The organism is Mobilicoccus caccae, from assembly GCF_030161635.1.
GTDB lineage: Bacteria > Actinomycetota > Actinomycetes > Actinomycetales > Dermatophilaceae > Mobilicoccus > Mobilicoccus caccae.
In genome coordinates, this window is the sequence record NZ_BSUO01000001.1 from 2021066 (window position 1) to 2041197 (window position 20132).

The window sequence follows — 20132 nt, forward strand, 5'->3', positions numbered from 1 at the left end:
CTCGTCCTCGGCGGCTGTCTCAGGTGGGTAGGTTGCCGATCATGCAGACCTCACTCGCCGACGTCGCCCGCATGCGCCTGGTCTCCCAACGTCTGGTCGACCCGCTCGACGGTGTGGTCGAGGCGGTCGGGCATCTGACGTGCACCCAAGGCCAGGACTACCCGGGGTCGACCGTCTCCCTGGCGCTGCGGACGACCGGGCGGTCTGCGGCCGAGGTCCGGGCGGCCTACGACTCCGGACGCATCGTCCGCTCGTGGCCGATGCGCGGGACGCTGTTCGTCGTCGCCGCCGAGGACCTCGGCTGGATCGGTGGGCTGACGGCCGAGAAGACCCGCCGCGCGACCACCCGGCGGCGCGACGAACTCGGCCTGAGTCCTGACCTGCTCGACCGTGCGGAGTCCGTGGCTCGGGAGGCGCTGTCCGGTGGCGGTCTCACCCGTGCCGAACTCCTCGCGCGGTGGCAGGACGCCGGGATCGCGACGCACGGCGGCCGCGGGTACCACCATCTGTTCCACCTGGCCGTCGCGGGACTGGTGTGCCAGGGGCCGACCCAGGGCCGTGAGCAACGGTTCGTCCTCACCTCGGAGTGGATCAGGACTCCACGGCGAGTCGACCGGGAGGACGGCGTACGCGAACTGTTGTACCGGTACATCTGCGCGCGGGGTCCGGTGCCTGTCGAGGACTTCTGCTGGTGGTCCAAGCTCGGCAAGGTCGAAGTGCGGGGTCACCTCACCGACCTGGCCGACGCCGGCGACGTCGTCACGACACACGTCGAGGATCGCCCGTACTGGATGAGCCCGGACCTGCCCGACCGCTACGCCACCTGGCGCCGGGCCACGGCGGCACCGCTGCTCCTGCCGGGATTCGACGAGATCGTCCTCGGGTACGGAGATCGCCGCGCGGTGCTCAGCGAGGACGAGGAGCGGCGCGTCGTGCCGGGCGGGAACGGCGTCTTCAAGGGGACCGTCCTTCATCGGGGACGCGGCGTCGGCACATGGAAGAAGGCCACGAAGGCCGGTGCGCCCGTCGATGTCACGCCCTTCGACACGTTGCCGAGCCCCGTCGTCAACGCGGTGCCCCGTCTGTCCGCCGCCCTGCCGACCTGAGTCGGCAGCCCACCCCGAGATCGGGTGCGGCCACTCGTCGGAGACCGAGTTCTCGCCCACCCCGTCGATCATGCAGCGACCGTGGCGACCCACCCGCCCGGTGACGCCGTGCCGTGGATCAGACGACGGCGTCGACCTCGCTGCTGCTCAACGGCTCGAGAAGGTCACTGACGAGCCACTCGCGCGGGATCGCGAAGGCGTCGACGAGGGTCTGGGCATGCGGGCGGAGCCGGTCGAGCAGGTCGTCGACGCGTCCGGTCAGCCGCTTGGCCTGCTCGGACGACATGCGTCCGTGTTCGAGGTACCACGCCCGGTTCGCCTCCACCGTCGAGCAGGCGAACAGGTCGGCGACGAGTCCCAGCACGTCCCGGGCCTCCCCGGCGGGCAGGCATCGACCGCGGCGGCGAAGGCCTCCAGCAGGATACGGTCGATGTGGGCCTGGGCTGCCTCGAGCACGTGCGGTGCCGCGGCGTCGAAGGTCTCCCACGCGCGGCGTGGATCGGTGCGGTCCACCCGCCGCAGCCGCCCGGCGAGGGTCTCCAGCACGTGCTCCTCGCGGTCGGTGAACAGCGCCAGCTGACCACCCCGATCCTCCAGCGCGTCGTCCGCGTCGCGTCCCGGGGCTCCGGTGAGCAGCCGCTGCACGAGCGAGCCGCTGATCGTGCGCTCCAGCAGCGCCGCTCCGGCCTGGCGCACGACCGTGCCCACCGTCTCGACGACGTTCATGTCCTCGAACTGCGAGGCGTAGGAGGTGAGCAGGCTCTTGCCGACGAGTTGCAGCAGCACCGTGTTGTCGCCCTCGAAGGTCGTGAACACGTCGGTGTCGGCGCGCAGTTTGCCCAGCCGGTTGAACGAGAGGTAGCCGGCGCCGCCGCAGGCCTCCCGGCACATCTGGATCGTGGTCGAGGCGTGCGAGGTCGAGGCGACCTTGAGGGCCGCGGCGCGCGTCTCCAGACGTCGGCGGGCGCCCTCCTCGGCGGCGTCGCCGGCCCTCATCACCTCGTGCATCGTGCGGGTCAGGTCGTTCTGGGCGTACATCAGGGCGTAGCTGCGCGCGATGGCCGGCAGCAGTTTGCGCTGGTGGACCAGGTAGTCCAGCAGCACGACGTCCTGACCGTCCGGGCCGGCGAACTGCCGGCGTCGCAGGCCGTAGATCGTCGCGAGCGTCAGGGCGTTGCGCGTCGCCGAGCCGGCCGCGGCCCCGACCGTGATCCGCCCGCGCACCAGGGTGCCGAGCATCGTGAAGAAGCGCTTGCCGTCGGAGTCGATGGGTGAGGAGTAGGTGCCGTCGGCGTCGATCGAGCCGTACCGGTCGAGGAGGTTCTCCCGGGGCACACGCACCTGGTCGAAGGTGAAGCGGCCGTTGTCGACGCCGGGGAGTCCCGCCTTGCTGCCGCAGTCGCCGATGGTGACGCCGGGCATCGCCGCGCCGGACTCGTCGCGGACGGGCACGAGCACGCAGTGGACGCCGTGGTTGGTGCCGTCGGCCGTGAGCAGCTGGCCGAACACCGCCGCCATCCGTCCGTGGCGGGCGGCGTTGCCGATGTAGTCCTTGCGGGCGCTCTCGTCGGGGGTGTGGACGACGAGTGCGTCGCCGTCCGGGTCGTGCGTGATGGTCGTCCGCAGCGACTGGACGTCGGAGCCGTGGCCGGTCTCGGTCATCGCGAAGCATCCGAGCAGGTCTGCCGAGGCGATGGCCTCGAGGTAGCGCTCGTGGTGCGCGGCCGTGCCCAGGGCGGCGACCGCTCCCCCGAACAGGCCCCACTGCACCCCGGCCTTGACGAACAGCGACAGGTCGCCGTGGCCGATCATCTCGAACGCCGTGACCGATGCCCCCTGATCGGTCCGGTCCTGGTCGGTCGACAGGCCCAGCCCGGCGAACCCCAGCGAGGCGAGGTCGAGCAGTTGGTCGTGGACGCGGGCGCGGTACTCCTCGATGGGCAGGTCGACCTCCGGCGGCCCGAACCGGCCGGGTTCGATCTGGCGGCGCGCCGTCTCGCGCACCTCACCCCAGGGTCCGTCGAGGGAGACACGCAGTGCATCGGCGAGGTCGCTCATGTGTTCCATGCTGCCCGGATCGGCGCGACCACACCCGCCGAGACGCCGACAACGGGCCGCCGCACCGCTGTTCGCGCGCCGGCGTCACGACCCGCCCTCACACCCCGGGCACGCCCACTCGACGCAGGAGGGCACGGAGGTCGCCGACACCCTGATCGGCACTGTCGTGATGGTCGTGTGGGTGGGCATCGATGCCCACCGAGCGCGCGGCCTCGACGTTGTCGAGCCGGTCGTCGATGAAGACGACTCCTTCAGGGCCGTGTCCCAGCCGGTCGAGGATGGCCTCGAAGTAGCGCGGGTCGGGTTTGGCGACGCCGAGGTCGCAGGAGAAGAACAGTTCGTCGAAGTGGTCGGCGTATCCGAGGTCGAGCATGATGTCGCGCCGGAAGCTCTGCTGGTTGGTCGCCAGGTGGCAGCGGACACCGGCGGCGCGGATCGCGGCGATCAGCTCGAAGGACTCACCGAAGAGCTCGATCATGGCCCACGCCTTGACGATCTCGTCGACCGCACCGACGTCGAGCCCCCGCTCGGCGAGGTAACGGGTCACGCCGTCGTGCACACGCTCCCGACCCTCGAGCGAGGCCTTCTCGGCGTGGAACATGTCGGCGACGAAGGTCTCGAGGTCGCCACCCGCGAACGGTTCCCACACCTCCAGCCACCCACTCGCCGGCCACTGCAGCACCCCGTCCGCGTCGAAGAGGACGGTGTGCACCTCCTGGTGGCCCTTCATGCCATCTCCTCACGTACGGATCCGCGTCGGCGCCACGTCGAGGTGACCGGCGCCCGCCACGAACCGTAGTCGAGACGGCGCGGGCGCCGCGCGAGCCCCCGAGCAGGTCCATCGCCCACACCGCCGGCTATAGGCGGCGGTGTCGGCGGATGAAGGTCAGCGGTAGTCGGTGACGTCCGCGGCGGTTCCGGTCTCCACGACCTCGCGCATGTACCGCCACGTGTCGGGTCGGGAGCCGTCGACGTCGGTGAGGTCGTAGTGCTCGGCGAGCTCGAAGCTGCTCACCGACCGCGTGTTCCACCGTGCCCGTCCGGGATCGGCGGCCAGCGCCGCGATGCCCCGCGCCAGCATGTGTGGCGTCTCGGAGATGACGAACGCCGCCGGCGGCGACCCCGGCTCCTGCGCCGCGCGGCTCGCGTCGAACCAGTCGTTCTCGGTGACCCCGAAGGCCTCGAGCATCATCTCCGAGCGCAGCCATCCCGGTGTCACGGAGACCGCGGTGCCGCCGTGCTCGGCCAGTTCGTGCCCCTCGGCGAAGGCGAGCCGGTCCACGCCCGTCTTGGTGAGGTCGAGGAAGACGGTGTCGCGGAACCGGTCGCGGTTGAACTCCCTGGTGCCGTCGGTGATCTCGACGACGAGCCCGCCGGGGTGGCGCACCAGGAGGCCCAGTGCGGCCCGGGCGGTGATGAGATGACTGAGCAAGGCGGCCCGCATCAGGCGCAGTCCCTCCTCGAGTGGGTACTCCCACAACGGAACCCCGAACCGTACGTAGGCCTCACCACCGATGTCGTTGACGAGGATGTCCAAGCGGCCCTGCTCGCGATGGATCCGGGAGACGAGGGCGCTCACCTCCTCCGGTTCGAGGTGGTCGGTGACGCTGACGAGAGCGGTCCCGCCGGCTTCGGTGACCAGGGCGGCGGTCTCCTCCAGGGTCTCCGGGCGGTCGTAGTCCGAGCGCGCCCCGCCACCCGAGCGTCCGCTGCAGTACACGGTCGCTCCGGCCCCACCGAGCGCCATCGCGATCGCCCGCCCGGCGCCACGGGTCGCCCCGGCCACCAGGGCCACACGCCCGGCCAGGGGCTGTCCACCACTCCTCGACGCGCCCCTGCCCGGGACACCGGAAGTCGTGTCGTCCACACGTGTCTTGTCCGTCATGACATCAGCGTCCCCGTCCTCCCTGACATCTGCTGTCAGGGAGGGCGACTAGGGTTTCGTCATGCGATCCGCCCGCCTGTTCGCCCTGGTCATGGCTCTGCCCCGGCACGGCGTCGTGACGGCCGACGAGCTGGCCGAACGTCTCGAGGTCTCGGTTCGCACGATCTACCGCGACGTGCGCTCGCTCCACGAAGCGGGAGTACCGGTCCGCACGGTCACCGGGCCCGAGGGTGGCATCGGCCTCGTGGCGGGCTGGCGGTCCCCGGTCGACGCCTTGACGACCGACGAGGCGAGAGCACTGTTCATCGGCGGCCCGGGCGCCGACCTCGGGCTGGGCGCGGTCCTGGCCACAGCACGCTCGAAGGTCCGCTCCGGACTTCCGCCGGCGGTCCGAAGCCGGATCGATGCAGTCGCCGACCGGTTCCTCCTCGACACCTCCGGGTGGTTCCACGACGCCGACGCCGGCGAGCACCTGGAAGACGTCGCCGCAGCGGTGTGGTCCTCGCGCCGCCTGGACCTGCGGTACGCGCGCGGCGGGCAGGTGGTGCGGCGCCGGGTCGACCCGCTCGGGCTCGTTCTCAAGGCGGGCCGCTGGTATCTCGTGGCGGCGCACCGGCGATCCCCGCAGACCTACCGCGTCGATCGGATCGTCGCAGTGGCTACCCTCGACGAACCCGCGCCGCGGCCCGAGGGCTTCGACCTCGACGGCTACTGGCGACAGGCGGCGGTCGACTTCGGGGCCGATCTGCACCAGACGCCGGCGCGCATCAGGCTCCCCGCGCCGCGATACCCGTCCTGCGCTCCGCCGTACCCGGGCCGGTGACCGCCAGGGCCGTCGCGGCTGCTCTCGCCGATGCGGACGGGAGCGACGACGGCCTCGTCACGATCGACCTGGCCGTGGAGAGCGAGGAGGTCGCGCTCGCCCAGTTCATCGGCGTTCCCGACCTCGAGGTCCTCGACCCGCCGACCCTGCGGACCGCGCTGGCCGAACGTGCGGACCGGATCGCCCGCCTCAACGCGCGGTGAACGTCGTCAGCGGCCGTCGGTCGGACGGATCGGGGTGTCCGGCCCACCGGTGCCGGCCGCTCCACTGGCGCCCCCACCGGGACGTCCCTGCTTGTCGATGAAGTCGTGCGCGGCACGGCCGAGACCGTCGAGCTTGGCGGCCTGCTTGGGAGCCACGCGGCGGGCGGCGCCGAGGGCACCGTCGGTCACCTTGTGCCCCGTGGCACGACCCTGCTCACTGCCCAGGTACTCCTGGCCACGCCGGGCGGCGTCGCGGGCGGCACCCGCGACCTTGCGTCCGGTGGCCTGCCCCTTCTCGGTGCGCAGGTACTGCTGGCCGCGGCGCAGGATGTCGTCGAATCGCATGGGACAAGACAACCGGAGAAAGGCCGACTGCGCCAACCCAGCCGATGCCCCGCGACCTCAACGCAGGCAGAGCCCACACCATGCCGCGGCCGTGCTCCCCCGATCGGGTGAGCACGGCACCAGAACCGACCCGGCAAACGCCGAGGTCCGCCCCGACGGGCGGACCTCGGCGCGTCCACGGCAGAGCGGGCCGACGGGCTCGGTCAGCTCTGCTTGGGAGCGACGGCGCTGGTGTCCTGGGTGCCCTTGCCCTGGGCCGCGTCGTCCTTGCCGGCCTCGTCCTTCTTCTTCGGCTTGGCGTCGACGCCGGCCTCCTTGCGCTGCTGCGGTGTGATCGGCGCGGGCGCGTCGGTGAGCGGGTCGTACCCGCCACCGGACTTGGGGAACGCGATGACGTCGCGGATCGACTCGTACCCGCCGAGCAGCATGACGATGCGGTCCCAGCCGAACGCGATGCCGCCGTGGGGCGGAGCGCCGAACTTGAAGGCGTCGAGGAGGAATCCGAACTTCTCGGCCGCCTCCTCCTCGCTCAGACCCATGACCTTGAAGACCCGCTCCTGCACGTCGCGGCGGTGGATACGGATGGAGCCGCCACCGATCTCGTTGCCGTTGCAGACCATGTCGTAGGCGTAGGCCAGGGCCGGGCCCGGGTCGGTGTCGAAGGTCTCGAGGAACTCGGCCTTCGGGGAGGTGAAGGCGTGGTGGACCGCGGTCCACGCGCCCGAACCGACGGCCACGTCACCGGAGGCGACCGCGTCGGAGGCGGGCTCGAACAGCGGCGCGTCGAGCACCCACAGGAAGCTCCACGCGTCCTCGTCGATGAGCCCGCACCGCTTGCCGATCTCCAGGCGGGCGGCGCCGAGCAGACCGCGGGCTGCCTTCGTCTTGTCGGCCGCGAAGAAGATGCAGTCGCCCGGCTTGGCGCCGACGTGCGCCGCGAGCCCGTCGCGCTCGGCGTCGGAGAGGTTCTTGGCCACCGGGCCGGCCAGCGTGCCGTCCTCGGCGATCGTCACGTACGCCAGGCCGCGGGCGCCACGCTGCTTGGCCCACTCCTGCCAGGCGTCGAAGGTGCGGCGCGGCTGGGACGCGCCGCCGGGCATGACGACGGCGCCGACGTACTCGTTCTGGAACACCCGGAAGCTCGTGTCGGCGAAGTACGCGGTGCAGTCGACGAGTTCGAGGTCGAACCGCAGGTCGGGCTTGTCGGTGCCGTACCGGGCCATGGCGTCGGCGTAGGTCATCCGCGGGAACGGCGTCGGCAGGTCCACGCCGATGAGCGACCAGATCTCCTTGGCCAGGGCCTCGCCGAGTTCGAGCACGTCGTCCTGCTCGACGAAGCTCATCTCGATGTCGAGCTGGGTGAACTCCGGCTGGCGGTCGGCGCGGAAGTCCTCGTCGCGGTAGCAGCGGGCGATCTGGTAGTAGCGCTCCATGCCCGCCACCATGAGCAGCTGCTTGAACAACTGCGGGCTCTGCGGCAGGGCGTACCAGGAGCCGGGCGACAGACGCGCCGGCACGAGGAAGTCACGGGCGCCCTCGGGGGTCGACCGGGTGAGGGTGGGGGTCTCGATCTCGACGAAGTCGCGTCCCTCGAGCACGCGGCGGGCGGCGGAGCTGACCTTGGAGCGCAGGCGGATCGCGTGGCCGGCGTTCCGGTCGCCCGGTCGGCGCAGGTCGAGGTAGCGGTGCTTGAGACGGGCCTCCTCGCCGACGGTGGTGCGTTCGTCGATCTGGAACGGCAGCGGAGCGGCCTCCGAGAGCACCTCGATCTCGGCGGCGACGACGTCGATCTCGCCCGTGGGGATGTTCGGGTTGACGTCCTTGGGGTCGCGCGGGGCGACCTCTCCGACGACCTTGACGCAGTACTCGTTGCGCAGGTCGTGCGCGGCTCCGGTCAGCACCTCGTCGCGGGCGACGACCTGGACGGTGCCGGAGGCCTCGCGCAGATCGATGAACGCCACCCCGCCGTGATCGCGCCTGCGCCCCACCCATCCGGTGAGCGTGACGGTCGTGCCGGTGTCCTCGGCACGCAGGGTGCCGGCGGTGTGGGTGCGGAGCACGGGTATTCCTTTCTCGCCCCCGCATAGACGGTGCGGGAGGCCGACGGGTGTGAGCCGCAGGTCGCGGGCCCGCAGCCCATGGTACGGACACCGTTCGGTGGCCTCCAACGGCTTTCACCGGGGGGCGTCGTCGGTGGGATTGTGGGGAGGGTGGCGCCGGTCCGTCAGCCGCGCGAGCCGTAGGTGAGCCGCCGCAGGACCGCCTCGGCGGGTCCGCGGGAGCCGCGGGAATCCATCCAGGCCGCGAGCGGCAGGCAGGACGCCCACACGAGAACCGCGATGCCGAGGGCGCCCGCCGTGCCGATCCGGGAGCCCAGGCCGAGTCCCCACCCGGACAGCAGCGGCGCGAAGATCACCGACTGCCACAGGTAGAACGTCAACGAGCGTCGGCCGACACTCGCGGTCAGCTGCCAGAACCTCGGGATACCGGTCGAGGACGTCCGCGGGTTCTCGGTCGCCCCGACACGCCCATCCCCTCCTCCGCCGGAGCCGGAGCCCGCACCGGCGGTAGGTCGTTCGAACCGCGCCGCGACGAGGCCGAACAAGGACGCATACCCGATGCCCCCACCCAGGCCGGTGACGAAGGACAGGCCGAGGAAGGTCCAGAACAGGCTCTCGTGCAGCGGGAGCAGACCTGCGTGGAACATCGCGCCGGGGACGCCGCCGAGCCACCCGACGGCGATGCCGACGACGGCGAGGATGCGCAGTCGTCGCAGGTGGTTCCACGGCTCGTCCAGGAGGCGGTGCCGGGCGGCGAGCCACCCCGTGAGCACGCAGACGGGGATGACCATGATGACGCCCTGGATGCCGACCAGCACCCAGGTTCGCACCCTGGCCGGCATGGACTCGAGGTACCCGACGTCTCCGGCCGCGGCGTCGCGCATGGCGGCGGCCCCCACACCCTCGTTCTGGCGGCTCATCTCCTCCAACACCTCCGGTGAGGAGGCGTTCGTGAGGAACCCGCCGACGATCGACAGCGCGGCCATCGCCGCGAGCAGTGTCAGGAACACCCCGATCCACACGGCGAGCGTCACGTCGCGCCGCCCGAAGAACACCCAGACCAGCAGCAGCCCCGCGAGGCCGTAGGCGCCGACGATGTCGCCCATGAACAGCAGTGCGGCGTGCAGGAATCCGATGAGGATCATGGCCAGGTGGCGGCGCAGGAGGAAGCGGCGGACCGTCTTCTCCTCGATGCCGCGTTCGAGGCGGGAGCGGGTGAACTGCACCATGCCGTAGCCGAAGAGGAACGCGAACATGGGCAACGCCCGCGCATCGACGGTGACCATCATGACGAACTGCAGAACGGCGTCGAGGGGGTCGGTCGTCGCGGGGTGGGGCAGGGCGCCGGTGCCCGGATGCCCCCACAGGAACCAGGAGACGTTGGCCAACGCGATCAGCAGCAGCATGGCGCCGCGGGCGATGTCCGGCGCCAGTGAGCGGGCGGGTGGCGCCGACGACTGCGCCCGTGCGTTCGGCGCTTTCTGGGGCGTTCTCTGAGGTGTGGTGTGGGGCTTCGCCCCGTCGGGCATGGCTGCGGACACGTCGTCTCCCCCGAGCTGTCGTCGTACGAACGACGCTACCGCGCGGGGGCCCTCACGGGGAGGACTCGCGACGACGCGAGGAGGAGTGGACGGTCAGCCCTGCTCGCCCGGCTGCAGGATGCAGAACTCGTTGCCCGAGGGGTCGGCCAGGATCGTCCACGGCACATCCCACTCGTGGTCGACCTCCCAGGCCCCGAATGCGAGGGCCCGGGCGACGGACTCCCCCATCGTCGCTCCGGCGGGCGGCCGGACGTCGAGGTGGAGGTGGTTCTTGCCGCTCTTGGGGGTGAGCCCGGGGCAGAACTCCAGCAGCGGGCCGCGGCCACTGGGGTGACGCAGTGAGGGCACGACGCCCTCGCAGGGCTCCCAGCCGATCAACGCCTGCCAGAACTCGGCATCCCGCTCGGGATCGGCGGAGTCGACCGGGATGCCCGCGATCGGCCCGGCGTCGGCGTATTCGGGGCGGAACTCCATGACGCAGAACGGGTTTCCTTCGGGATCAGCGAGGACGACCCACGGCACCTCGCCCTGCCCGATGTCGAGCGGGACCGCCCCCAGGGCCATGAGTTCCTCGACGATCCGCGCCTGGTCGGCGCCACCGGAGAGGTCGAGGTGGATCCGCGGGGAGTCGTTGACGACCCCCTCGACCCGGGGCAGGCAGACGTCGAACCACGGCCCGCCGGGGATGCTCAGACGAAGCTCGACGAGGTCCGGCTCCCACGTCAGCGTCTCGGCCTTCAGTGCCTGCCGCCAGAACGCGCCGAGGCTCTGGGGGTCGCGTGCGTCGATGACGATGTTCTCCAGCCGCATACGCACGATTGTCTCCTCGCGCGTTCGCGCCGCGACGGCGACCCCCTGGTCGGGGACGTTCAGGGGGCGCTACACCGTCAACCCGAAGACCCACACCAGCAGCGTCATCGTGGTGGCGGTGACGAGCAGCATCCCCGCGAGGTTGAGCAGGAAACCGCCCTTGACCATCTGTCCGATCGTCACGTATCCCGAGCCGAAGGCGATGGCGTTCGGCGGGGTCGCGACCGGGAGCATGAACGCGCAGGTCGCGCTGAGCGCCACCGGGACGGCGAGCAGCAGGGGGTCGATGCCGAGGCCCATGGCGATGCCACCGGCCACGGGCAGGAAGGTGGCCGCCGTGGCGGTGTTGCTCGTGAGCTCCGTGAGGAACAGGGTGCCCGTGGCCACGATGAGGACGAGCACGACGACCGGGATGGCCCCGAGTGCGGTCACCTGCTCACCGATCCACTTCGTCAGCCCCGAGGAGCCGAACTGCGCCGACAGTGCCAGGCCGCCGCCGAAGAGCAGCAGCACGCCCCAGGGCAGATTGACGGCGCTGTCCCAGTCGAGAAGCCGCACCCCGCGCGCCGCCCCGCTCGGCAGGAGGAACAGGAGTACGCCCACGACCATCGCGATCCCGGCGTCGGAGAGGAACGGGCTGTTCAGACCGAGCCCGTACTCCGAGACGAGGGGGATGAACACCCAGCTCATGGCCGCCAGGATGAACATGACCAGCACGCGCTTCTCACCCGAGGACGTCGGTCCCAGCTTGGAGATCTCGTCGTCCAACAACGCCCGGCCGCCGGGGAGCTCGGAGATCTCCGGCCGGAAGAGCACCTTGGTCAGCAGGAACCAGCAGAGCACGAGGAACACCAGCGACAGGGGCACCCCGACGAGCATCCACTGACCGAACCCGATGGTCACCCCGAAGGTGTCCGACATGTACCCCGCGAGCAGGGTGTTCGGCGGCGTGCCGATGATGGTGCCCAGCGAGCCGAGCGAGGCTGCGTAGGCGATTCCGAGCATGAGCGCGGTGCCGAAGTTGGTGCGGATGACCGCCTCGTCCAGCGTTTCCGCCCCTTCCCCGCCCTCGGGATCGTTCTCGGGGCGGACGAGCGCGCCTTCCTCACCCGGGGCGTCGACGCCCATGCGGGCGACCAGGAGGAGCACCGACACCCCGATGGGCAGCATCATCACGGCCGTCGCGGTGTTGGAGACCCACATCGAGATGAACCCGGTGGCGACCATGAACCCGGCGATGATCATCGCCGGTGACGTGCCCATCATCCGCACGACGACGAGCGCGATCCTCCGGTGCAGGTTCCACCGCTGCATCGCCAGCGCGAGCAGGAATCCACCCATGAACAGGAAGATGATGTTGTTGCCGTAGGAGGCACCGACGTCGTCCACCTTCACGTCGGTGGCGAACACCGGGAAGATGATGAGCGGCAACAACGCCGTGGCGGGGATGGGCAGGGCCTCGGTCATCCACCAGATGCCCATGAGGACGGCCGTCGCGGCGGTGAGTTTGCCGTCGGGCGGCAGGTCGTCGGGGAGGATCAGGTAGATCAACCCGGCCGCGAGGAGCCCGCCGAGCATGCCCCCGAGCCGAAATCGTTGAGTCGCGGGGCTCTCGGGTTCGGCGCGTTCGCCCGGCGACTTGAATTCGACCTCTTCCCCGCGGTGGGGATCGGCCTCGAGCCCGTGCAGGTGATCCCCGGGCGTGTGCTGGTGCGACATCGCTGTCCTCCCCGTCGAGTACTCGTCGCGCTCAAGCTACTCACAAAACAGTGCGATCTGGGTGAAGCGGGAAGATCCGGGTGCGGGGTCTCGTACGGCGGGACCGCTCACAGGTCACGACGATCCGCTCGGGTGAGCCGTCGGTACCCGACCCGACCGCTGGTGCAGTTCTTCCTGCCCCCGCGCCGCGTCACGGTCGCCCTGGTCACGCCGGACAAGCGCGGTCACCTCGAGCAGGGGCTTGCCAGTTCGGCGTGATGCCGTGAGAGAACCGGGGCCGCACGATCACCGGCGCGGCAGGTCGACATCGGCACCTGGTGGAACACGCTACGCGGCAAGGGGTTCCGGCACAAGGCCGTCGTGCGCTCCGCATCCCATGCGACCTCGACGAACCAGGCGCCGGCTTCGCTCACGACCGCGTCGACGCGGCCGACCGCGCACAGCTCCTGGCGGCGCGACAGGTAGGCCCAGATGAGATCGCCCGCCCGCATCGTCCGGAATCCGGTGCGCAGGCACCAGCGCGTCACCGCCTGGGACCGGCCGACGGCCGCCCAGACCGCGGTCGCATCGGGTCGCGTGGCCCAGTCCGCCGGCTGATGACGCGCATGGGCGGCCGGGTCGATCGGCAGCAACCAGTGCGTGTCCGAACGTGGCACGCTCGCACCCTGGCCCGGGTCGGCCTTCTCCACCTCGCCCGTCATGGTTCTCCCACCTCTGTGTTCACCGGGTTCGGGTTCCGGACACGCCACGGGGCAGGCGCGGCCACCGGCCGCCCTGCCCCGGGCATCATGCGTCGATCGGACGCGCGTGGTCGATCAGGAGTTCTTGCGGGTCTCCTGCACGTGGTCCTTGGAGTCCTGCGCCTGGGTCTTGACGTCCTGGGCAGCGCCCTGACCCTCTCCCTTGACCTTGTCGACGCTCTCCTGAGCGCTGGTCTTCAGGGAGTCGCCGGCCTCCTGCAGGGGCTCCTTGAGGTGGTCCGCGGCGTCCTGCGCCACCGACTTGGCCTCCTCCACCAGCGGCCCACCCTTCTCCTGGGCCGTCTCCTTGGCGCGGAGAGCGAGCTCCCGCTCGCGGTCCGTGGCCGGAAGGAGCGAGCCGAGCAGCCAGCCCGCGCCGAGCGCGATCAGACCGGCGGCCAGCGGGTTGCCCTGCGTCTGACGGCGGGCCATGGCCGGCGCCTGCTGCAGACCCGAACGGGCCGAATCGGCCGCGTCACGAACGCGGTCCCCGGCGTCGGAGGCGGCGTCCGAGAAGCGGTCACCGACACCACGGTCGTCGCCGTACCCACTGCGGGCGTAGTAGGCGTCGCCGTCACGGTAGTACTCGTCGTCGTCGGAGCCCATGATCCGCTCGCGGATCCCGCGACCCGCACCCTTGACGCGGTCCTGGACCTTCTCGGCCTGCCGGCGTGCGACGTTGCCGGGAGCGACGGCCTCACCGAGGGCGTTGACGTTCTGGCTGAGGTTGCCGCGGGTGCGCGCGATCTCGCGGCGCAGTTCCTCGGGGTCGTTGGGCGTCCGAGGGTCGCGCGAGGTGTCGGGGGTGCTGAAGTCGTTGTCGTAGCTCATGACCGGTGCTCATTTCCCTTCAGCGCGTCCGGGACCCGCTTGGCGGTGTCCACGGTGTACGGCGCTCCGTTGACGTTCTGGAGTTCTTTGCGGCCCATGACGGCCAAGACGGCGGCGACGATGGCCCAGATGACGGCCACGATCACGGCCGAGAGGGTGAGGTTGTCCATCGCCGAGCCCAGGCCCCACCACAGCGCGACGGACAGGAACAGGAGCACGAAGTGGGCGGCGACGCCCGCACCTCCGAGCATCCCGACACCCTTGCCCGCCTTCTTGGCCGAGTCCTGCACCTCGAGCTTGGCGAGGGCGGTCTCCTGGCGGAACAGCGTGGAGATGTCCTCGGCGATGTCGCCGAGGAGTCCACTCACCGAGGAGAGTTCACCCTTGTCGTAGGTGGCGTGAGAGCCCGGGAGGGGCTCAGCCGGACGGACGTCGTGGTTCGTCGGGGGGACGCGGTGGTCCGCGCCCTCACCTGCTGCCGTGGCGCCGTGCGTGTCGTCGAATCGACTCATCGCGGGATGTCACCTTCCGGCCACTGCCGGTCGCGGCCCTCGGCCGTCCGGGGATCGCCGGGGCGGCCCTGGAGGTTCTCCTCGGCGCGCGGCACCGGGTGGGCCTCCTGGTCGAACAGGCCGGTGTCCGGGGACGTCACCCCGCCGTAGGCGGCGGTCGCCGGGGCGCCGGTCGCGTGACCACGCTCGACGTAACCCTGCTGGGTGTAGCCCTGCTGCGGGTAGCCCTGCTGACCGTGGTCCTGCGGCGCGTAGTCCTGCTGGGCGTAGGCCGTGCCGGGGCCCGGACGGTAGCCGCGATCGGTGCGGTCGTAGCCGCCCGACTGTCCGCGCCGGGCGTCGGACTGCAGGCCGCGGGTGAGACGGCCGCCGATGAGTCCGAGGAGGGCGGCGCCGGCGAGGAACGTGCCCGGGTTGCGGCGGGCGTAGCGGCGGACCTCCTGGAGCAGGTCACCGGGGTCGCGGCCGTCGAGCCAGCCTGCGACCTGGTCGACCTGACCGGCCGCCTGGGACACCAGACCCGATGCCGTGCCGGAGTCGGCTCCGTTCGCCATCTTGTCGAGCTCGTCGGACAGGGAGCGCAGTCCGCCTGCCAGGCGCTGCTGCTGTGCGGAGACCTGCGAGGCCGCCTCGGTGCGCACCTGGTGGAACAGGTCCTGCGCCTGGCCCTTGGCCTCGTCGGCGAGGTGCGAAGCCTCGGTCCTGGCGGTGTCGGCGACGTTCTGACCACCGTGCTGCGCCGCTTCCGCGACCTTCTTGGCCTCGTCGGTGGCGACGTCCTTGGTGGGGTTCTGAGTCCCCGCGGTCGTCGCATCGAACTGCTGGTTCGACATGGCATCCCCTCTCGTGGTGGTGGTTGCCTCTGCTGGCTGCGGCGCCCCGATTCTGGAGCGCATCCGCGGCACGCACTGCGCGCCGCATCGGGCTCCCCGTTACCCGGCCCACCCGGTCTCAAACCATGAACCGGTGGCCGACGGCCGCCGACGATCCGTCGTAGGTGAGGATGAGTGCATGGATCTCTCCTCGTTCACGACCCGGATGGATGCCGTCACCGTCGACGAACTGCGGGCCGGCGGCGGCTCCAAGTGGAGCCGGTACCCCGATGCGATCGGTGCCTGGATCGCGGAGATGGACTTCGGTATCGCCGAGCCCATCACCGAGGCCCTCCTGCGTTATGTGCGGTCGGGGCAGTTCGGGTACACCACGTTCGCCGAGCGCTCCGAGATCGCGCGCGCGTTCACCGAGTTCGCCGATCGCCGGTACGGCTGGACCGTCTCCCCGGAGACCGTCCGCCCCACCCCCGACGTCCTGTCGGTGCTCGGCGCGATGATCGACCACTTCAGCCGTCCCGGCAGCAAGATCGTCCTCCCCACGCCTGCGTACATGCCCTTCCTCACGCTCCCGGCCCTGCACGACCGCGAGGTGATCCAGGTGCCGATGCTGCGTGAGGCCGACCGGTGGCGCTTCGACCTGGACGCGCTGGCTGCGGCGTTCGACGACGGCGGTCACATCCTCGTCCTGTGCAACCCGGTCAATCCGCTGGGTCAGGTGTTGACCCGGGAGGAGATGCTCGAGGTCGCCGACGTCGTGGAGGCGAAGGACGGTCTGGTCTTCTCCGACGAGATCCACGCGCCGATCGTCTATCCCGGCAACACGCATCTGCCGTACGCGACGCTGGACGAGCGCACCGCGGCCCACACGATCACGGCCACGTCGGGGTCGAAGGGGTTCAACCTCCCGGGTCTCAAGTGCGCCCAGGCGATCCTCACCAACCCCGATCACCTGACGCTGTGGAAGCGGCGGTGCGTCATGGTCGAGGAGGGGGCGTCCCGCCCGGGTCTGGCCGCGGGGATCGCGGCCTATGACGAGGGTGAGCCGTGGCTGGACACTGTGCTGGGTTACCTCGACCGCAACCGTCAGGCGTTGACGGAGCTCACGGCGGAGCATCTGCCGGAGGCGGGGTATGTGGAGCCGCAGGGCACCTACCTGGCGCTGCTGCACCTGCCGTCCTTGGGTGAGGACCCTTCGGCGGTACTGCGGAGTGAGGCCGGCCTGTTTCTGACGCCCGGCCCGGCCCTGGGCGACGCGGGCCGCGGTTACGTGCGGATCAACTTCGCGACCCCGCTGCCGATCCTCACCGACATCGTCGAGCGCATCGGGAGGGTCGTGCGGGACGCGGCCTGAACCCCGACGCGATGTCCCACCTGGACGCGCGCCTGCGGGGCACGGTGAGTCGATGAAGGCGGCCTCCTCGCGGGCCGGCGCGATCATCGCCGCCGGGCGGCGACACTCGGTGGGGGTGCGTCGTGACGGCACGGTGATCGCCGCGGGCCGACCCGGCGCACCGGAGTGCTCCGTGGGCGAGTGGCGGGACGTCGTCGCCGTGGCCGCCGGGAACGTCCACACCGCGACCAACACCGGACGTTCGCACACCGTCGCCCTTCGGGCCGATGGGACCGCGACAGCGATCGGGTGGAACGGCGACGGTCAGTGCGATGTCGCAGGCTGGCGCGGAATCGCGACGATCGCCGCAGGCTGGCGTCGCACGCTCGCAGCCGTGGTCGACGGGACCGTGCAGGCGGCCGGGCGCACCGGTGAAGGAGCGTGCGAGGTCGGCCGCTGGCGGGAGATCACCGCCGTCGCGGCCGGGGACTGGCACTCGGTCGGACTACGCGCCGACGGCACGGTGGTCGCGGCGGGAGTCGACAGCCGCGGGCAGTGCGACGTGGCGGGTTGGAGACGGGTCCGCGGCGTCGCCGCGGGCTACCTGCACACCATCGCCGTCACCGACGACGGGCAGGTCCTGGCCACCGGAGAGGCACGCTTCGGCCTCGCCGAGGCCACCCTCTGGCGGGACATCGTCCTCGTCGACGCGGGCAGCCGGCACGTCCTCGGTGTCGACTCCCGAGGACGGGTTCGGGCCGCCGGTGACAACAGCCGAGGACAGTGCGACGTGTCGTCCTGGCGTGATGTGGTGGCCGTGGCCGCGGGGTCCGAACACAGCCTCGGCCTGCGGGCGGACGGGACCGTGCTGTCCGCGGGCCGCGACGCCGACGGCCGATGTTCGGTCGAGAGGTGGCAGCTCGGGAACGGCAACGACGCCTGATGCGTCCGGAGGCCGCCGTCCGCAGACCGACCCGGGTCAGCGGAACCTCGGATGCGCGGGCCACGGTGCGTCGGTCGGACGCAGCGTCACCCAGCCGGCCTGCTTGGCGCCGTACGCCGCCATGATGCCGACGACGGCGCCGGCGTTGCCGATGCGCCCCGCGAGGACGGCCGCGAACGCCTCACCGAGGTCGACCCAGGCGTAGGGCATGTCGGCCTCCTCGCCTTCGCGCTGGTGGCGTTCGTCCTCGGGCACCTCGGAGAGGTCACGGGCGACGAAGACGCGGATGGCCTCCGACATCGCACCGGCTGAGGGGTGGAAGTCCACCAGGGTGTGCCACGTCTCCGCCCGCAGGTCCGCCTCTTCGGCGAGTTCGCGCGCGGCCGCCGTGGCCGGGTGCTCCCCTCCACGTCGAGCAGCCCGGCGGGCAACTCCCACTCCGTCGTGCCGATCGGGTGCCGGTACTGCTTGATGAGCAGCACTTCGTGGTGTCCGTCGCCGCACGCGCGGGGGCGGAGGGCGACGACGACCACGGCGCCGGGGTGTTCGATGAATTCGCGATCGACGACGCCGCCGGCGCCGAGGTCGACGGTGTCGCGGCGGACGTCCCACACCATGCCTTCGTACACGGTGCGTGTGCCGCGTACGGGTTTGGCCTCACGGTCGTCGGCGAGGTCGACCCCGCGGACCACCTGTGCGTCGAGACTCATTCACTCTCCATGGGTGTCGTGCGCCTGAGCCTCCCCGGTCTGCCGGCGGTCCAGGGCTGCGGCGACGAGGCCGGAGAACAGCGGGTGAGCACGGTGTGGCCGTGAGCGGAACTCCGGGTGCGCCTGTGTCGACACATAATACGGATGCACCTCGGCGGGGAGCTCCACGAACTCCACGAGCCGCGTGTCGGGCGAGGTTCCGCAGATCGAGAGTCCGGCGGCCTCGAGGCGGTCGCGGTAGGCGTTGTTCACCTCGTAGCGATGCCGGTGGCGCTCGGTGATCTCGGTGCTGCCGTACCGGTCGGCGACGACCGATCCGTCCTTGAGGGCCGCGGGGTAGGACCCGAGGCGCATGGTGCCCCCGAGGTCACCGGCGCCGTCGACGTACGCCTTCTGCTCGGCCATCGTCGCGATGACGGGTGCGGGGGTGTCGGGGTCGAACTCCGAGGAGGACGCGCCGTCGATCCCGGCGACGTTGCGGGCGAACTCGATGACCATGCACTGCAACCCCAGGCAGATGCCGAGGGTGGGGACGAGGTTGGTCCGCGCCCAGGTCAGGGCCCCGAGCTTGCCCTCGATGCCGCGCACGCCGAATCCGCCGGGCACGAGCACCCCGTCGACGCCGCCGAGGGCGCGCTCGGCGCCTTCGGAGGTCCGGCACTCGTCGGAGGCGACCCACCGGATGCGCACCTTGGCGTCCTCGGCGAATCCACCGGCGCGCAGCGCCTCGGTCACCGACAGATACGCGTCGGGCAGGTCGATGTACTTGCCGACCAGGGCGATCTCGACCTCGTTCGCGGGGGCGTGGACCCGCTGCAGCAGCCGGTCCCACGCGCTCCAGTCGACGTCGCGGAACGAGAGCCCGAGCCGGCGCACCACGTAGGCGTCGAGCCCCTCGGCGTGGATGACCTTGGGGATGTCGTAGATGCTCGGGGCGTCCGTACAGGAGATCGTGCCGTCCTCGTCCACGTCGCAGGCCAGCGCGATCTTGCGCTTGAGCCCCTCGGGGATCTCACGGTCGGCCCGGAGCACGATCGCGTCGGGCTGGATGCCGACCTGTCGCAGCGCCGCCACCGAGTGCTGGGTGGGCTTGGTCTTCAGTTCCCCGCTCGGTGCGAGATAGGGCACGAGCGACACGTGGAGGAAGAAGACGTTGTCGCGCCCGAGGTCGTGTCGCACCTGGCGCGCGGCCTCGAGGAACGGGAGGGATTCGATGTCACCGACGGTGCCACCGATCTCGGTGATGATGATGTCGGGGATCCCGTCCTCACCGTCACCGCCCGCCTGCTCGCGCATGCGTTCCTTGATCTCGTTGGTGATGTGCGGGATGACCTGCACCGTGTCGCCGAGATATTCGCCGCGGCGTTCCTTGGCGATGACCCTGCTGTAGATCTGCCCGGTCGTGACGTTGGCCTGCGCCGACAGCGGCACGTCGAGGAATCGCTCGTAATGCCCGATGTCGAGGTCGGTCTCGGCCCCGTCGTCGGTGACGAACACCTCGCCGTGCTGGAAGGGGTTCATCGTGCCGGGGTCGACGTTGAGATAGGGGTCGAGCTTCTGCATCGTCACGCGTAGGCCGCGCGAACGGAGCAGGAATCCGAGGCTGGAGGCCGTGAGCCCCTTGCCGAGTGACGAGGCGACGCCTCCGGTCACGAAGATGTGTTTCGTAGCCACCACGGGCTT

At 70.9% G+C, this 20132-nt stretch carries 20 protein-coding genes; 5 read left to right on the plus strand and 15 right to left on the minus strand.

Features of this window, described 5'->3' with window-relative positions:
- Positions 1 to 41: 41 nt before the first annotated feature.
- Complete coding sequence (locus QQK49_RS09780) at positions 42 to 1106, plus strand: winged helix DNA-binding domain-containing protein (RefSeq protein ID WP_284303748.1); 1065 nt, start codon at positions 42 to 44, stop codon at positions 1104 to 1106.
- 118 nt (positions 1107 to 1224) lie between these two features.
- Here the strand turns inward: QQK49_RS09780 and QQK49_RS09785 are convergent, their stop codons facing one another.
- The 4 genes from QQK49_RS09785 to QQK49_RS09800 all read right to left on the minus strand — a co-directional run bounded on the left by QQK49_RS09785 (position 1225) and on the right by QQK49_RS09800 (position 5049).
- Positions 1225 to 1470, minus strand: coding sequence for an acyl-CoA dehydrogenase (locus QQK49_RS09785; protein ID WP_284303749.1), 246 nt, complete (start codon positions 1468 to 1470; stop codon positions 1225 to 1227).
- Positions 1365 to 3164, minus strand: coding sequence for an acyl-CoA dehydrogenase family protein (locus tag QQK49_RS09790; protein WP_284303750.1), 1800 nt, complete (start codon positions 3162 to 3164; stop codon positions 1365 to 1367). Before QQK49_RS09790 ends, QQK49_RS09785 begins: the two co-directional genes overlap by 106 nt.
- A 97-nt stretch (positions 3165 to 3261) precedes the next feature.
- Positions 3262 to 3894 carry an HAD family hydrolase gene (locus tag QQK49_RS09795; RefSeq protein ID WP_284303751.1) on the minus strand — a complete coding sequence of 211 codons (633 nt, stop codon included), beginning with the start codon at positions 3892 to 3894 and terminating at the stop codon, positions 3262 to 3264.
- 156 nt (positions 3895 to 4050) lie between these two features.
- Positions 4051 to 5049, minus strand: a complete 999-nt coding sequence (locus QQK49_RS09800; protein ID WP_284303752.1) for an SDR family oxidoreductase — start codon at positions 5047 to 5049, stop codon at positions 4051 to 4053.
- Positions 5050 to 5110: 61 nt separating this feature from the next.
- On the opposite strand from QQK49_RS09800, the gene QQK49_RS09805 reads away from it, so the two are divergent.
- Together QQK49_RS09805 and QQK49_RS09810 are read left to right on the plus strand one after the other, a co-directional pair.
- Positions 5111 to 5872 (plus strand): helix-turn-helix transcriptional regulator, encoded by a 762-nt coding sequence (locus QQK49_RS09805; protein ID WP_284303753.1) that lies wholly within the window; start codon positions 5111 to 5113, stop codon positions 5870 to 5872.
- Positions 5869 to 6075: a WCX domain-containing protein gene (locus tag QQK49_RS09810; protein WP_284303754.1), complete on the plus strand. Its 207-nt coding sequence runs from the start codon at positions 5869 to 5871 to the stop codon at positions 6073 to 6075. Before QQK49_RS09805 ends, QQK49_RS09810 begins: the two co-directional genes overlap by 4 nt.
- A gap of 6 nt (positions 6076 to 6081) precedes the next feature.
- On the opposite strand, the gene QQK49_RS09815 is transcribed toward QQK49_RS09810, so the two are convergent.
- From QQK49_RS09815 to QQK49_RS09855, 9 genes are all read right to left on the minus strand, one after another.
- The gene (locus QQK49_RS09815) at positions 6082 to 6420 is read right to left on the minus strand and encodes a hypothetical protein (RefSeq protein WP_284303755.1); all 339 of its coding nucleotides are present in this window, start codon (positions 6418 to 6420) and stop codon (positions 6082 to 6084) included.
- 203 nt (positions 6421 to 6623) lie between these two features.
- A complete protein-coding gene (gene aspS, locus QQK49_RS09820; protein ID WP_284303756.1) occupies positions 6624 to 8480 on the minus strand; it encodes an aspartate--tRNA ligase in 1857 nt (618 codons plus the stop codon).
- A gap of 164 nt (positions 8481 to 8644) precedes the next feature.
- Positions 8645 to 10021 carry a DUF418 domain-containing protein gene (locus tag QQK49_RS09825; protein ID WP_284303757.1) on the minus strand — a complete coding sequence of 459 codons (1377 nt, stop codon included), beginning with the start codon at positions 10019 to 10021 and terminating at the stop codon, positions 8645 to 8647.
- Positions 10022 to 10114: 93 nt separating this feature from the next.
- Positions 10115 to 10831 (minus strand): VOC family protein, encoded by a 717-nt coding sequence (locus QQK49_RS09830; RefSeq protein WP_284305872.1) that lies wholly within the window; start codon positions 10829 to 10831, stop codon positions 10115 to 10117.
- Between the two features lie 69 nt (positions 10832 to 10900).
- Positions 10901 to 12550: an SLC13 family permease gene (locus QQK49_RS09835; protein ID WP_284303758.1), complete on the minus strand. Its 1650-nt coding sequence runs from the start codon at positions 12548 to 12550 to the stop codon at positions 10901 to 10903.
- Positions 12551 to 12774: 224 nt separating this feature from the next.
- Entirely contained in the window at positions 12775 to 13239 is a 465-nt protein-coding gene (locus QQK49_RS09840; protein ID WP_284303759.1) for a hypothetical protein, read from the minus strand.
- 126 nt (positions 13240 to 13365) lie between these two features.
- Entirely contained in the window at positions 13366 to 14121 is a 756-nt protein-coding gene (locus QQK49_RS09845) for a DUF3618 domain-containing protein (RefSeq protein WP_284303760.1), read from the minus strand.
- Positions 14118 to 14633, minus strand: coding sequence for a phage holin family protein (locus QQK49_RS09850; RefSeq protein ID WP_284303761.1), 516 nt, complete (start codon positions 14631 to 14633; stop codon positions 14118 to 14120). Before QQK49_RS09850 ends, QQK49_RS09845 begins: the two co-directional genes overlap by 4 nt.
- Positions 14630 to 15466, minus strand: a complete 837-nt coding sequence (locus QQK49_RS09855; RefSeq protein WP_284303762.1) for a hypothetical protein — start codon at positions 15464 to 15466, stop codon at positions 14630 to 14632. The genes QQK49_RS09850 and QQK49_RS09855 overlap by 4 nt, the downstream gene beginning before the upstream one ends.
- Before the next feature lie 178 nt (positions 15467 to 15644).
- Between QQK49_RS09855 and QQK49_RS09860 the strand changes: the two genes are divergently transcribed.
- Positions 15645 to 16817: a MalY/PatB family protein gene (locus tag QQK49_RS09860; protein WP_284303763.1), complete on the plus strand. Its 1173-nt coding sequence runs from the start codon at positions 15645 to 15647 to the stop codon at positions 16815 to 16817.
- Between the two features lie 52 nt (positions 16818 to 16869).
- Entirely contained in the window at positions 16870 to 17739 is an 870-nt protein-coding gene (locus QQK49_RS09865) for an RCC1 domain-containing protein (protein ID WP_284303764.1), read from the plus strand.
- 36 nt (positions 17740 to 17775) lie between these two features.
- Here the strand turns inward: QQK49_RS09865 and QQK49_RS22755 are convergent, their stop codons facing one another.
- On the minus strand, positions 17776 to 18177 hold the full coding sequence (locus QQK49_RS22755) for an NUDIX domain-containing protein (RefSeq protein WP_348536152.1): 402 nt from the start codon (positions 18175 to 18177) through the stop codon (positions 17776 to 17778).
- 272 nt (positions 18178 to 18449) lie between these two features.
- Positions 18450 to 20126, minus strand: a complete 1677-nt coding sequence (gene pyrG, locus QQK49_RS09875) for a CTP synthase (RefSeq protein WP_284303765.1) — start codon at positions 20124 to 20126, stop codon at positions 18450 to 18452.
- Between the last annotated feature and the right edge of the window lie 6 nt (positions 20127 to 20132).

Excerpts from the sequence above, each read along its gene's own strand:
- QQK49_RS09795 (WP_284303751.1), bottom strand. The coding sequence starts at position 3,894 with ATGAAGGGCCACCAGGAGGTGCACACCGTCCTCTTCGACGCGGACGGG.
- QQK49_RS09865 (WP_284303764.1), top strand. The coding sequence starts at position 16,870 with ATGAAGGCGGCCTCCTCGCGGGCCGGCGCGATCATCGCCGCCGGGCGG.
- QQK49_RS09800 (WP_284303752.1), bottom strand. The coding sequence starts at position 5,049 with ATGACGGACAAGACACGTGTGGACGACACGACTTCCGGTGTCCCGGGC.
- QQK49_RS09780 (WP_284303748.1), top strand. The coding sequence starts at position 42 with ATGCAGACCTCACTCGCCGACGTCGCCCGCATGCGCCTGGTCTCCCAA.
- QQK49_RS09805 (WP_284303753.1), top strand. The coding sequence starts at position 5,111 with ATGCGATCCGCCCGCCTGTTCGCCCTGGTCATGGCTCTGCCCCGGCAC.
- QQK49_RS09815 (WP_284303755.1), bottom strand. The coding sequence starts at position 6,420 with ATGCGATTCGACGACATCCTGCGCCGCGGCCAGCAGTACCTGCGCACC.
- QQK49_RS09830 (WP_284305872.1), bottom strand. The coding sequence starts at position 10,831 with ATGCGGCTGGAGAACATCGTCATCGACGCACGCGACCCCCAGAGCCTC.
- QQK49_RS09860 (WP_284303763.1), top strand. The coding sequence starts at position 15,645 with ATGGATCTCTCCTCGTTCACGACCCGGATGGATGCCGTCACCGTCGAC.
- QQK49_RS09850 (WP_284303761.1), bottom strand. The coding sequence starts at position 14,633 with ATGAGTCGATTCGACGACACGCACGGCGCCACGGCAGCAGGTGAGGGC.
- QQK49_RS09790 (WP_284303750.1), bottom strand. The coding sequence starts at position 3,164 with ATGAGCGACCTCGCCGATGCACTGCGTGTCTCCCTCGACGGACCCTGG.
- QQK49_RS09845 (WP_284303760.1), bottom strand. The coding sequence starts at position 14,121 with ATGAGCTACGACAACGACTTCAGCACCCCCGACACCTCGCGCGACCCT.
- QQK49_RS09855 (WP_284303762.1), bottom strand. The coding sequence starts at position 15,466 with ATGTCGAACCAGCAGTTCGATGCGACGACCGCGGGGACTCAGAACCCC.
- QQK49_RS09835 (WP_284303758.1), bottom strand. The coding sequence starts at position 12,550 with ATGTCGCACCAGCACACGCCCGGGGATCACCTGCACGGGCTCGAGGCC.